Origin of the sequence: Corallococcus sp. AB038B (assembly GCF_003668955.1) — a bacterium.
Taxonomy (GTDB): Bacteria; Myxococcota; Myxococcia; order Myxococcales; family Myxococcaceae; genus Corallococcus; species Corallococcus exiguus.
In genome coordinates, this window is record NZ_RAWO01000012.1 from 139624 (window position 1) to 152726 (window position 13103).

The 13103-nt window shown below is 64.4% G+C and carries 8 protein-coding genes; 3 read left to right on the top strand and 5 right to left on the bottom strand.

The window, feature by feature from the left end:
* Positions 1 to 43: 43 nt before the first annotated feature.
* Positions 44 to 1312, top strand: coding sequence for a phosphatidylserine/phosphatidylglycerophosphate/cardiolipin synthase family protein (locus D7Y04_RS33825; protein ID WP_121761975.1), 1269 nt, complete (start codon positions 44 to 46; stop codon positions 1310 to 1312).
* Between the two features lie 3 nt (positions 1313 to 1315).
* Here D7Y04_RS33825 and nth read toward each other — a convergent pair whose 3' ends face one another.
* Positions 1316 to 2080: an endonuclease III gene (gene nth, locus D7Y04_RS33830; protein WP_233601702.1), complete on the bottom strand. Its 765-nt coding sequence runs from the start codon at positions 2078 to 2080 to the stop codon at positions 1316 to 1318.
* Between the two features lie 264 nt (positions 2081 to 2344).
* On the opposite strand from nth, the gene D7Y04_RS33835 reads away from it, so the two are divergent.
* Positions 2345 to 2632, top strand: a complete 288-nt coding sequence (locus tag D7Y04_RS33835) for a hypothetical protein (RefSeq protein WP_233601703.1) — start codon at positions 2345 to 2347, stop codon at positions 2630 to 2632.
* A 74-nt stretch (positions 2633 to 2706) separates the two neighbouring features.
* Here D7Y04_RS33835 and D7Y04_RS33840 read toward each other — a convergent pair whose 3' ends face one another.
* The 4 genes from D7Y04_RS33840 to D7Y04_RS33850 are packed head-to-tail and all read right to left on the bottom strand — an operon-like array spanning position 2707 to position 7226.
* Entirely contained in the window at positions 2707 to 4293 is a 1587-nt protein-coding gene (locus D7Y04_RS33840; RefSeq protein ID WP_121761976.1) for a DUF262 domain-containing protein, read from the bottom strand.
* A gap of 2 nt (positions 4294 to 4295) precedes the next feature.
* On the bottom strand, positions 4296 to 5399 hold the full coding sequence (locus D7Y04_RS44165; RefSeq protein ID WP_147477247.1) for a hypothetical protein: 1104 nt from the start codon (positions 5397 to 5399) through the stop codon (positions 4296 to 4298).
* A 43-nt stretch (positions 5400 to 5442) separates the two neighbouring features.
* A complete protein-coding gene (locus D7Y04_RS33845) occupies positions 5443 to 6708 on the bottom strand; it encodes an AAA family ATPase (protein WP_121761977.1) in 1266 nt (421 codons plus the stop codon).
* Positions 6708 to 7226 carry a GNAT family N-acetyltransferase gene (locus D7Y04_RS33850; protein ID WP_121762064.1) on the bottom strand — a complete coding sequence of 173 codons (519 nt, stop codon included), beginning with the start codon at positions 7224 to 7226 and terminating at the stop codon, positions 6708 to 6710. Before D7Y04_RS33850 ends, D7Y04_RS33845 begins: the two co-directional genes overlap by 1 nt.
* Positions 7227 to 7392: 166 nt before the next feature.
* Here D7Y04_RS33850 and D7Y04_RS33855 point away from each other — a divergent pair, with 166 nt between their 5' ends.
* Complete coding sequence (locus D7Y04_RS33855) at positions 7393 to 13095, top strand: hypothetical protein (RefSeq protein ID WP_121761978.1); 5703 nt, start codon at positions 7393 to 7395, stop codon at positions 13093 to 13095.
* Positions 13096 to 13103: the final 8 nt, after the last annotated feature.

Here is a 13103-nt window from a genome sequence, read left to right on the forward strand (position 1 = left end):
GTGACTCCCGGGGGAGGGCAGGCGTCCCTACGTTGCCGGGACCATGAGCGAGCTGATGGACGAGTTGCTGCCCCAGCCGGGGGCGCATGGGTTCGACGGCGGCGACGAGACGCGCAAGCACGAGATGCAGGGCCCGTTCGAGTTGCCACCGGGACCCGAGGGCTTCTCGTTCGCGCTCTACCAGTCCACGGGCGTGGGGCTGTCGCCCGGGCACCGGATGCACCTGTTGGAGAACAGCCAGGTCTTCGACCGGATGTTGGAGGACATCCGCGCGGCGAAGCACAGCGTGCACATGCTCGTCTACATCTGGCGGCCGTGCGAGCTGTCGGACCGGTTCGTGGAGGCGCTGATTGAACGCTCGCGCGCGGGCGTGCAGTGCCGCGTGGTGGTGGATCCGGTGGGCAGCGAAGAGACGACCGGGGACAAGGACTTTGATCAGCAGATCGAGAAGCGTCTGACGGACGCGGGCGTGGAGGTGCACTACTACCGGCTGCTGGCGGGCAAGGTGCTGGGGCGGCTGTTGAGCCGGTCGCACCAGAAGATCGTCGTGGTGGACGGGCGCATCGCGTACACGGGCGGCTTCGGCATCTGGAAGGTGTGGGAGGGGGACGGGCTGAAGGAGGACAACTGGCGTGACACGCACATCCGGGTGGAGGGGCCGGAGGTGCGGCGCATCCAGGTGACGTTCTCCAAGCACTGGATTGAGTCGGGCGGAGGGTTCCTGCCGCGCGAGTGCTTCCCGGAGCTGAAGGAGGACGGAGGCGGATGCGCGGCGTTCATCGACAGCGCCGGTCGGTTGGGCATCACCGAGGCGGAGCGGATGGTGCGGTTGGTGGTGGCCGCGGCGACGAAGCGGCTGTGGATCGCCAACGCGTACTTCACGCCGCCCAACGACATCCTGGAGCAGCTGGAGGTGAAGGTCCGGCAGGGCGTGGACGTGCGGGTGATGGGCCCGGGGCCGATGCACGACGTGCCGGTGGTGCGAGCGTCGCAGCGGTCCACGTACGAGCGGCTGTTGGCTGCGGGGGTACGCATCTGGGAGTACCAGCCGGCGATGCTGCACTCGAAGACGATGCTGGTGGATGACTGGCTGTGCGTCGTGGGCTCCACGAACCTGGATTCGCTGTCGCTCAACAAGTTGAGCGAAGGCTCACTGGTGTTCGAGGACCGGGAGATCGCCGCGAAGTTGGAGGCGTGCTGGGAGAAGGACGTGCGGCACTCGAAGGAGATCTCTCTGGAGAACGGCGGCCGGACGAACCCCTGGCGGAGGTTCGCGCGGAGGGCGACGCAGTGGGCGGGGCACGACCGGTAGTCGTCAGCGGTGGGAGGTGACGCCTTCCTGCCGGCAGTAGGGGAGCACGGGGCAGGTGGAGCACTTCGGGCGGGAGCCGGTGCACACGTGTTTGCCGAAGGGGACGAGGAGCCGGTTGAGCTCCACCCAGTAGGGGCGAGGGAGCACGGCTTCGAGCGCGGCGAGGGTGCGCTCCGGAGTGGAGGCCTTCACGTAGCCCCAGCGGTTGGTGACGCGGTGGACGTGGATGTCCACGCTGATGACCTCGTGGCCGCAAGCGATGCCGAGCGCCAGGTGCGCGCACTTGGGGCCCACGCCCTTGAAGGACTGGAGCACATCCGGATCCGCGGGGAGCTGGCCCTGGAACTCGTCACGTGTGCGCACGGCGATGGCGTGGACCTGGTGGGCCTTGCCTTCGTGGAAGGTGACGGGGCGGATGAGGGCGTCGATTTCCGCTGGGGTGAGGCGCGAGAGGGCTTCGGGCGTGTGCGCGCGGCCGAGGAGCCGGAGGGACGCGGGGAGGCTGACTTCATCGAGCGTGCGGATGGAGAGGATGCACGCGATGAGCTGTTCGAAGAGGGAGCCGTGGCCTTTCGCGGCGAGCTCGAACATGGCGGCGTCCGCGAAGGAGCGGACCTCGTGGCGCACGCGGCGGAGGACCTCTTCGATGTCGAAGGGGAGCTTGTCCGTGTCTGACGGAGCGGTGTGCACGGTGCGGGCGCTCTGGGTGCGCGGCGCACGCCGTGGACCTGTCATCGTCGTGGAGCGGGACTGCTTCTTGACCGCCATTCGGGCCTCCTGACCTGGGAAGTTGGGTCCGGAGGGTGTGACTGGCCGGGCGTACTTGCCGGGCCGGTGGGCGGGCGGTCAGGCTGGCGGGGTGATGCGGCAACGTCCCCACTTGCGAGGTGCTTCTTGCTGAAGCCTCATCATGTCCTGCTGTTGGTGTCGCTCGTTGCTGATGGGGGGCTCATGCCCTCCCGACCAGATGCAGGAGTTCCTGCAGAGCCGGATGCCGGAGCTTCGGGCGCAGGCATTCAGTGGCCTACGGATTTGCGCCCGCTCGCGACGCTGGATGGGCCAGCTGTCCTGGCGGCCCATGCCGCGCTCCAGCGCGTCCTTGCGAGCTTTCCCAATCAGGACGCGGGGGCTTGTGAGTCATCCGCCCGGTCGCTGGACGTGGTGGTGGGCCTGGAGGGCGGCGTCTACTTCGTCTGGATCGACCGGAGGCTCGACCGGTGTGGATGGCCCGTGGGCAGTCAGACGGAGTTCGACTGGTTCGAGCTGTACGCTGTATCTCCCGAAGGAAAAGTCCTTGGGCAGCGCGTGCGTCATCCATAGCCAATGCGTATGGGAATCCGGAAAGGCATTCAATGTGGAATTGATTGGTTCTGCCGGATTAGCCAGATGGTCGACTAGAAATAAGGGTCTAGACCCAAATCCTTTATGAATCGTGCCTCCAGTGCGCTAAGCATCAATCGCCTTTCTTCAAGAATGTATTGCGGATCGCGTACCCTGAAGAGAGGTGCCGAATCAGTCGGAACGCTGTATCGGGATAGCAGGGCAGAATTACTTTCTGAAAGAGGCTTGTTCTGCGTTACAACTTTACGCAGGCGACCCAACTCGTCAGAAAGTGCGACGACTCTATTGGCAGGGTCTTCGCTGGCCTCTTCAGGGAAGAGTCGTTCGACTGCGGAGGAACCGGTTATTCCCAGGATGCGTGCAGTTCTCTCGCGGAACCCCTTTTCCTTGATTTGATTTACGAGGAGAAGCGCGAAAGCCTTGCTCCTTGTTGAGTTGAAATTGAAGTTTTCGAGCGGTTGGACTTGGCGAGATAGATCGACGGGTAGAGGGCTCAGGTTGTCTGTCAGTATATGGAAAAGGTCGTCAATAGAATCTCGGATTCTGTTTGAAGTGATCCCAGTGAAATATCCAGTGTATGTTGTCGCCCAAAACCAAATTCGAAGAGCCTCTTTCTGAGACGGAGAAAGGTGGCGAGTTATTCTGCGGAGTGCTTCAATGATTGCAACCAGTTGATATGCGTAGGGGAGCGAGCGCGGGCCCCCAACGCCGCAAGTGGCTAGAAATTGAACTGCTTGCCTTGTGTTGGCTTCGAGTTCGTCAAAAATAAAATTCTTGTCTGACCTTGAGAGGTGATCGTTTAATTCTCGAGGCCCTGCTTTGTAGATGTCTAGCTCCCAGCGTGCCTTGAGTGTGTTGACGAATACCTGGTCTTCCAGCTCAGACCAGCCTAGAGGCGCCAGTCGTTGCCGAATTTGATTGAGCTTTTCTCTGATGTCCATGCTTGAATACGAGAGAGCACGAATCATGTGTGTCTCTTGCATGGGCTTGCCCTGATTGTTTACCCGGACAAAGCTGTCTGTCACCACGTCAAGGTCGTCCGTGACTAGCGGTATGATGGGGATTTGGTAGTCCTTGAACGCGTTTGCAAGCGCTTCTGCTCGCTCTGCTTCTCGGAATAAGCCCTTGTCCATCAGGCCTTTCTGGAACGCGTAGAGTTCTCTAGGTGCAAGCAGAACAGAGAGTGGAACCCAAGTGGGTTTAGGTGCAGCTCGTCCTCTCCGGAAAGTGAATGCTTGTTCGTTCCGGTTGGCTGAGAGGTCGTAGTAGACAGGCCAGCGCACTGCATTGTTTTCAGGGGAGATTGTGGTCGTTTCGGTGAGCGCCGAGAACAGGGTTGTTAGTCTTTGGTGCCCATCAAGAAGATACGAGCGCACTTCTCCTTCGACGGGCTCCTTGTCGAGCTTGAAAGGGCCGATGCTCTTGTATGACTTCAACTCGCTCTTCCGAGTTCTCCAGACAAGAAAGCTTCCTATAGGCATTCCTTTGCTGACGCTGTCGAGCAATAGGAGTCTGCGGTCGTCATCCCATTCAAAGGGGCGCTGGAAGTCTGGGATGAGCAGATTGCCGCTGCGAACTTCCTCAAGCACCGTCAGTAGACGCGGTACCGTGGGATTGTCAAATAGGCTTCTGCTGGACATTGTTACATCCGGGAAATGATTGAAGAGAGAAGATGCAGCCGCTGAGGCTGATTTGACGGGCCCTGGTTGTACTCTGCTTCAAAGGAGGTTTCCCAGGATGTTTGGTGGCGTTTGTATAGGCGGGCTATGTCTTTTCCGAATCCATGAGACAGGGACTGGCGGCTGGCATCATCTAGAGGGGCGAAAATGGGGTCTACGTCAGTTGCTCGAAGATCCCTGCCCTGGTTTTCTATTTCCGTCAAGGTTGCGCGAGAAAGATCTCCGTAAAAGCCGGATTTCATGTTGTACTGCCACTTGGCGGAAGGGCTTTGCTTGCCAAGGAATGCGAAGGCTTCAACTGTTCTTCTGCGATCTGTTCCTTCGGCTCCAGAGCGCTCTGCTTGCCAAGCCTTTAATGCGTCAAGCGGTATGTAGTTTTCGATACTGCGCCGTCCAAGCTGGAAGAAGTCAAGAGGCCATGGCTTTTGAGCCTTGAATCGTTCACAGATGGAGCGAACTTGATTTGAGGCGGCTGATGCTTGGCTTCGGTCTGCTGCATCACTATCCCTGTCGAACATGACCCAAAGGCGTAGCCTGTGTATGTGCGACGAAATGTCGGAGGGTGGCGCTGTATACAGATCCTCAAGAATGGTCTTCATCTCCCCGAGTCCTCCAGCTTGCTCTATTTCAATCCACCCTTTGTTGATGAATTCATTTAACTCTTGCCTCTGTGTGGGAGGGGCGAGTTGGAGTAGGAAGTGAAAGTCGTTTCGACTGTTCTCAAGTAGGATCTTTAGTGGTGTTCGCAGCAGACGCACTGCGTCGTTGATGTTTATGCGAGCATTTTCCCAGTTGCTTTCGGAAGAAATCACGGTGATGCGAGATGTGTTGATTGGTCTGCGCAGCGCTAGTGATATTCCCTGTGTTAATATTTGGGTGACTTCTCTCTGAAGTGGAGTTGAGAGTGTGTTGATCCATGTGTTTGCGGGAGCGTTTGCAGTAGGGTCAAATTGTGGCCGGGTGAGAATGGCATGGCGCTCATCCCAACCTAGCGAGAACAATTCAAGCAGTGATAGGGGACGGTTCTTTCCGTGGTTGAATGCCGTTTGATCAATGATGGCGAACACGTGGTGTCCCTCAAAATAGACCTGGAGACGCTTGGCGATGCTGCTATTCTTTTGTGGAAAGTTGTTCTGCTAATAGTTCGCGGGCTAGGCTTTGGTCCTCCGCGAATGCGCTTGAGGGCCAATTGCTAAGGCCTCCACTAGTGTCAAATTCACCTAGTGTTGCTACGCTGTGGCCACCTTCTTCTTGATCCACCCAGTAGGCACACGCTTTCTCCGGGGGGAGACCACGTGCAATTGCTAGTTGTATTCCAAGCAAAAGCATTCTTGAGTGGGTCTCAATGATTACTGTAGGCGCCGTCGCGCTAGCCGCTATTTGGGAGAAATAGGCTGCAAGTGCTTTTTGGGCGTTCGCATGGAGATGAGACTCAGGCTCCTCTACGGCTAAGAACGCGGTGCTACCTACTTGCCGAGCGAGTGCGGCTGCAACGAGCACCGGAAATACCTGAACCATCCCCTCGCCGGTGTCAGATATATCGATATCGCGGCATGGGCCTTCCTTGGGGTTTAGGAAGATTCGATACATTGGATTTAATATTTCTTTGGCTTCGAGAGTACGTTTGATTTCTGGGCTCGAGTACCAGGATTGAAGTTCGCTAAATATGAAATTCGAAGCCAAGGTGGCTTCCGCTGCTCTCTTCCCGTTTGGGCTGAGGACTCGCGGTGTGCCGCCAGGTTTGCGAATAATCCGCTCGGGGGGGATTCGAACTGATTCAAGCCACTGTACTTGGTTCCGGAGAGACTTTAGTCGTTCTGTGAGTTCTTTTAGTTCGGCGATTGGCTGGGGACTGCTTGGAATGAGTCCGGTAAATGATATTTTCATCTCGCCCTGGATGGTGTCTTTTTTTATGACGGTGTATTTTTCTTCTTCTCCAAAGGCTACGGCGTCCAGGGTGAGCTTGGTTTGGTTGTTTTTGTCTGAGTTTGTGTATTTTCTGACGTATGTTCCGATTTTGTCTGAGTGGTCGAGCGTGTAGCTGTCCGTAGTTGTTGAGTCGTCAGACGCCCACTCAAGTTCGAGAGTGAGTTTTTTGCTGTCTGGTAGTTGGCCGCGCCAGAGGATGTCGAGAAAAGTGGCGCCTCGGGCGGCGGGACCAGATAGATCGAGTGGGGATTCTGCTCTGTCCGAAACAGAGTCGGCTAGGATGGGAAGTAGTCTGAGTAAGGCGCTCTTTCCTGCATTGTTTCTGCCGTATATGAGTGTGAGAGGCCTGAGTTCAAGGGTTGTCTTGTTTGCGAATGATCGGTAGCCTGTGAATCTGATTGCTTTTAGTTTGTGCATGGTGGGTACGCTTGTTTCGGTCTTGGACATTATGCCGTGGAATCGGAAAGATTGAGATTGGCGAGGTTCATCGCGTACCAGCGGTCGCAGCCGAAGTGGCCGGTGCGGCCCATGGGGGCGCAGAGCGGTTCGAAGCCGACCTTGCGGTAGAGCTTCTGTGCTTGATCCATGCCCGCCAGCGTCTCCAGGTAGCACTGCCGGAAGCCGGCGCTTCGTGCGAACTCCAGACAGTGTCTCAACAGGCGCTCGCCCGTGCCGTGGCCTCGGGCCTTGGGCAGGAAGTACATCTTGCGCAGCTCGCAGACGTCCGGCGCTCCTCCGTCCAGCGGCGCGATGCCCGCGCCTCCCACCACCTGGCCCCCATGCTCCACCACGAAATACACGTGCCGGGGACGGCTGTAGGCCGCGGTCATCGCGTCCACTTCCGGGTCGTGGATCGCGAACCCCGGGCCGTCCGCTCCGAACTCGGGCATCACTGCTCGGATGACCGCCGCCACCGCCGCGTCGTCACGGGCCTCGATGGGCCTCAACGCCAGTTCCGTGCTCATGACCTCCACGGTCCCATGAGTCACGCCCTCCGGCCAGCGGCGACCGGTGTGCACCTGTGCAGCGCCCTGCACAACCGCCACGCGCCCGACGCACCCCGGCGGATTTCAATCCCGCGCCTTTCCAGGGCATTCTCCGTGGCACGGTCGTTGTAGAGGGGGAAGTTCCATGTACTGTTCCGCCTGCCGACAAGAACGCCTGGGAAGCGCGTCCCAGTGCGTCGTCTGTGGCAATCGTCTCGCCGCCCGCGCTCGCTCCGCCATCGAGGCCGAGCTCGCGCATGTCCACTTCCTCCTGGACGAGGTGCGCCGCTGGGATGTCCACGACGTGCCGCCCATGGTCGGCCGCCGCCTCACCGAGCGCTACGAGCGCCAGGCCCGCGTCCTCCTCTCCGTCCTCACCGAGACGCCTGTCGACGCGCTGCCGTCCGCGCCCATCCAGCTTCGCAATGAGGCCGTGACGCCTCAGACGATGGGGGAGGGCGCTGTCGCCCTCGGTCCCGTGTCGCTTCCCACCGTGGAAGCGGCCGTCGAGGAGATCCCTGTCGCGCAGGCCATGGCCTCCGACGTAGACGTCGCTTCTGTCGCGCAGGTCGCCGCGAACGTCGTCGAGGACGCTTCCGTTGTTCACGCGGCGGTCGTCGATTCCACCGTCGCTCACGTTGCTGCTGCTGACACCGCTGTCGCTGACACCGCTGCCGCTTCGGACGCTTCCGCCGCTGTCCCCGACGCCTCCGCGACTCCTGGCTCCACGGGCGCTTCCTCTCACTTCAACTTCAACTCGCTCGACCTCATCGCGTGCCTGGGCATCGCCTCCCTGTCGGATGCCTCCGCGGCTCGCCGGCTGAACGCGGGCCGTGCCTCCGCCGAGTCCCGCGCGCGGGCCGTCAACGAACAGCGGACCGCTCGCCAGTTGCCCCCGAACCCGGGCGAACCGTTCGTGGAGCCTCCCGCTCCGAACAGCCGCACCGCCCGCATCGTCGAGGAGACCTCGACGTGGAGCCGCGTGTGGCGGCCGTTCCTCTACGAGAGCATCGCGTGGTTCATCGGCGCGTTCCTCATCCTCTCCGGCACGCTCTACTTCGTCTTCGAGTCCTGGGACGGGATGACGTCCGTCACCCGCTCGCTCACCGTCTTCCTCATGACCGTGGGCTACTCCGTCGGCTTCTCCGTGTGGGGCGGCTACCTCGCCCGCCGCGAGTCCCTGCGCAAGCCGGGCCGCATCCTCGGCCTCATCGGATCCGCCGTGGCTCCGCTGGGTGGCGTCGCGCTGGGACCCCTGGGCTTCGGTGAAGCGCTCCACCTCGACGGCGTGCGCCCCTTGTTGCTCGTGCCGCTCCTCTTCGCCTGGTCCGGCGTCGCCGCGTGGCTCGCGCGCAAGCCCATCGAGTCCTTCGATGCGCCCTCGCGCCCGTTCATCCAGCTGGGCCTCGTGGGTGCCACGCTCATCATGGGTCTGGCCCCCGTAGCCGCGCGCGTGGGCGTTCCTGCGGTGTGGCTCAACACCCTGCCGTGCATCCTCTTCTTCTTGCTGTCGAGCAAGGCCACCGAGACCCCTCGCAAGGGCGGTGCGCTCACCTTCGCGCTCGCCGCGCCCCTGTTCCTCACCGCGATGTTCGCCATCCGGTTGCACCTGGCCCTGGGCGCCGCTGGGACCTCCGTTCCTCCTGGCACCTACGCGCCCTTCGCGGCGTTCCTGCTCGCAACCTGCCTGCGCTTCCGCACGCTCGATGAGAAGCGCGCCGCGGATCCGCTCGCGGTCGTCACCATCGCGCTCCAGGTGGCCTGCCTCGCGGGCGCCATCGTCGGCACCAAGCCCGCCTTCTTCTTCACCGCCGCCATCTTCACCGGCACGCTCGTGTCGCTGTCGCGCGGCCCCCTCAACCGCCTGCCGTGGCTCTACCCGGCGTACGCGGGCGCCTACTTCAGTTATGCGTCCAGCGCGCAGTTGATCCCGCACGCGCTCACGCTCCTCATCAATGCCATCAAGACGCGCATGGGCTACCCGCCCGCGGCGCCGCTGCCCATCCAATACGGTGCGCTGACGGCCGTGCCCTTCGTGCTCGCGGGCCTGGTGCTCGCGTTCTTCGCCCAGAGGCGCGGCGAGCGCACCGGTGACGCTCGCTCCCTGGGACTCGCGGACGTGCTGCTGCGCTGCACCACCTGGGCCGCGCCCGCGTTCGTCCTCTACTCCCACCTGGGTCCCGACTCGCGGCCCTCCTTCTTCGCCACGCTCGCCCTGGCCGCGATGTCCCTGGGCGCGGGCCTGCTGTTCAAGCGCTTCCCGCTGACCGCCGTGGGCGCGGTGCTCTTCGGCCTGCTGCCCTTCAGCGCCTTCCGCGTCTACGGCGCGGCCCCCGCGGCCGTCGTGTCCGGCATCCTCGCCCTGGGCCTCGCGGGCCTCACGTGGCGGCTCACGGACGAGCGCACGCGGCGCTTCATCTCCGCCGTGGTCGGCGTCATCGCGACGTGCGGGTTCGCCATCGCGCTGGGCATCACTCCCGTCGCCGCGCCCGTCGTGGGCATGACGCTGGGGGCCGCGGGCGTGCTGGTGGCCGCGTACCGGCTGCGAGACGAGAACTACCTCGCCTACGGCGCCTTCCTCGCGGGCGCCATCCTGCCGAAGCTGGCCGCGGCCCACTCCACGCAGGCGCTGGTCGCCGCGATGGTGGGTGGTTCGCTGGTGCTGGCGCTCCTGGGCGAGCGCGGCGGCCTGCTCAAGCGGTTCGGCGTGCCGGGCCTCCTGTTCGCGGGGCTCGCGGTGGTGTGGGGCCTGACCGAGCAGGTCTTCATGGGCCCCGTGCTCCTCACCGCCGCCGCGACGGTGGCGGTGGCCTCCCGCTCCTTCCCCGGTGTGCGGCCGTTCGCGGTCGTGCTCGTGGGTTTGGCGCTCCTGCCGGACGTGCCGCACGCCTACACCGCGTGGGGCCTGTCTCCGGGGTTGTCGTTGGTGCTGCTCATCGCCGCATCGCTCGCGGGCTCCATCGTCGCCGCGCGCAAGGGCAAGAGCGCGAGCACCACCACCGCGGGCATCCTCGCGCTCATCCTGCCGCTGTTGCCGGTGGCCCTGGGTCGCTCCAGTGATCAGTCCCTGTTCCTGATGGGTGCGGCGCTGGCGGCGCTCTTCACCGCCCGCACGCTGCCCGTGACGTTGGGACTGATGCTGGCCTCCATCGAGGCCATCTTCGCGCTGCACTCGTCCGGCCCGCTGGCCCTGTTGGGGCTCGCCACGTTCCTCAGCGTCCTGGCCCTCCTGGAGGACGTGCCCGCGGTGCGGCGCATCGCCGCGGGTGGCGAGTCCTTCCGCATCGTCGCCACACTGGGCGCGATGGTGGTGCTGGCGGACGCCTCCTTGTCGTGGGACGGGCACGCGCTGTCGCAGATGCGCGGCGCCACGCAGCTCGCGCTCATTGGTCCGGCGCTGCTGCCGCTGTTGTGGACGCGCTCGCTGCACCGGCCCTTCGCCGCGGCGCTGATGGTGCCCTACGGCGTGGTGACCCTGATGGCCTGGCACCCGCCCTTCGCGTGGGTCGCGCTGCTGCCGCTGTTCCCGCTGCTGGTGGTGCGCGTCGTGGAGCACGTGCCGGCCGTCGCTTCGCTGCTCCTGCGCTCACGGGAGGAGGGCCCGCGCCACGAGCTGTCGATGTGCATGCAGGTGGCGCTCGCGTGCCTGGGCGGACTGGCGCTGCTGGTTCCGGAACAGGGGCTGAGCCAACGCACGGCCCTCTTCTGCGCCATCGCGCTGGTGCCCATGACGGGCCCGCTGCCTTCCTTGCGCGTCATCGCCGCGTCCCTGCTGCTGATGTTCATCCCGGAGGCGCGTCCCTGGGCCACGGGCCTGCTGCTGGCCCTGGCGCTGGCGGACCACCACGCGCCCCAGGCCCTGGTCTCCTTCTTCCGTGGCCCGCGTGACGCGGCGCTGCGCGCCTCCGCCACGGGCTCGGCCCTGGCGATCTCGGCGATGTCCACGCTGGTGGCGCCGACCCCTGGCGCGCTGACGATGCTGGGCGCGGTGGTGCTGCTGTCCGCGTTCCTGTTGTCGCAGCGCTGGTTGCTCACGGCGGCGGTGGCGGTGTTCGCGCTCGCGCCGCTGGGCCAGACGGACGTCTTCTCTCTGGGCCAGTGGCGTCCGGAAGGCGGCCTGCTCGTCGCGGCCGTGGGTCTGGCCTCCGCGTTGCTGTCCGCGCTGTGCCAGTCCGGCGCCGTGCAGCGCACGCTGACGAACGTCACCGCGCGCCTGACCCCCGGCATCGAGGGCACCTGGAGCGAGCCGCTGTGGGCCGGTGGCGCCGGCACCGTGGCGCTGCTCGTGGGTTTGCGGCTGTTGGACGCGGGGCCGGGCGAGCTGCCCCTGTCCGTGGCGCTGGTCGCAGGCGCCGCGTCGCTGACGCTGATGGTGACGCGCGAGCGCCTGATGATGAACGCCGCCACGGCGCTGCTGGGCCTGGTGCTGGTCGCCACCGTGCCGCCGCTGTGGGCGCCCGCGGTGGTGGCGGGCACGGGCCTGCTGCTGGCCGTCGTCGGCTTCGCGCTGGACAAGCGCGGCGTGGCGGTGGGCGCGGCGCTGCACAACGGCGGCGCGGTGCTGGCGCTGCTGTCACTCGTGGGCCTGCGTTCGCTCACGCACCCGGGCATGCCGCTGTGCGTGTTCTTCGCGTGGGCCACGGCGTGGGTGGTGGTGCTGCGCCGCCGCGACCGCGAGTGGGTGGGGTGGCTGGCGTCCCTCTTCGCTGTGCACGCCTTCCTCCTGAACTATGGCGCGACCCACTCCACCGGCCGGGGCGCGCAGTTCCTCCTCCCGTACTTCGGGGCGGCGACGTCGCTGCTCGCCACGCTGGTGCTGTCCGTGGCGGGCAAGGCGGTGCGCGGGCGCATGGGACGGGCGTTCTCCATCATCGCGCTCACGGAGGTGCTGTTCGCGGTGCTGGCGGTGCGTCTGCCGGGCGGCGCGGCGCGCGAGGCGTGGGTGGCATGCGGCGGGCTGGTGTTCCTGCTGTTCGCGCTGGTGCGTCACGCGGCGCGCGAGGAGGACGAAGGTGCGGCGTGGCTCGCGCAGGCGGCGGTGGCGTTGGGCTACTTCTGCGTGCGCTTCATCGGCCTGAACGCGCGCCCCGACGCCGCGGACAGCCTGGTGTCCATCATGGGCGGCGCGGCCTTCATCGGCCTGTACCTCTTCGTGCGGCGCGAGGGCTCGGGCCTCAAGGCCTTCCGCCGTCCCGCCGTGGCGGGCGCGTGGCTCTTCCCTCTGGCGGGCCTCCTGACGGTGCCGTGGAGCCAGCCGTTCATCGCGGTGGCGCTGCTCGTGGGCTACGCGGCGCACTTCGCGGCGCTCGGAGCGTTCACGAAGCAGAAGGGCCTCGCGTCGACGATGTCCGTCGCGGCCTTCAACACGGCGCTGTACCTCGTGTGGCTGGCCACCGGCTCCGGCGAGCCGCAGTACTACGTCATCCCCGCGGGACTCTCCCTGCTCCTGCTCCTGCGCGTCTTCCGCAAGAGCCTGTCGCAGGACGCCTACGCGCAGCTGCGCGCCATGGCGGTGACAGGCATCTACGTGGCCGGCGCGTGGAAGCCGCTGCTCTTCAACGACGGCGGGGCGATGCTCCTGTGCGTGTTCCTCTGCCTGGTGGGCGTGGGGGCGGGCATCGCGCTGCGGATCCGCTCCTACGTGTACCTGGGCTCGGCGTTCTTGGTGACAGCGGTGGCCGCCAACCTGGTGCGCTTCGGCATGCGCGACCACCGCATCGGCGCCCTGTTCCTGTCGATGCTGGGCCTGCTCGTGGTGGGTTTCATGGTGGTGCTCAGCGCCCACCGCGCCACCCTGCTCCAGAAGTACGGGCGGGTGCGCGACCTGCTCGCGACCTGGGAGGGATGATCGCTGTT

What these genes read in the sequence shown, in the direction of transcription:
- D7Y04_RS33825 (WP_121761975.1), top strand. Translation starts at nt 44, where the DNA reads ATGAGCGAGCTGATGGACGAGTTGCTGCCCCAGCCGGGGGCGCATGGG.
- nth (WP_233601702.1), bottom strand. Translation starts at nt 2,080, where the DNA reads ATGGCGGTCAAGAAGCAGTCCCGCTCCACGACGATGACAGGTCCACGG.
- D7Y04_RS33840 (WP_121761976.1), bottom strand. Translation starts at nt 4,293, where the DNA reads ATGTCCAGCAGAAGCCTATTTGACAATCCCACGGTACCGCGTCTACTG.
- D7Y04_RS33845 (WP_121761977.1), bottom strand. Translation starts at nt 6,708, where the DNA reads ATGTCCAAGACCGAAACAAGCGTACCCACCATGCACAAACTAAAAGCA.
- D7Y04_RS33850 (WP_121762064.1), bottom strand. Translation starts at nt 7,226, where the DNA reads ATGAGCACGGAACTGGCGTTGAGGCCCATCGAGGCCCGTGACGACGCG.
- D7Y04_RS33855 (WP_121761978.1), top strand. Translation starts at nt 7,393, where the DNA reads ATGTACTGTTCCGCCTGCCGACAAGAACGCCTGGGAAGCGCGTCCCAG.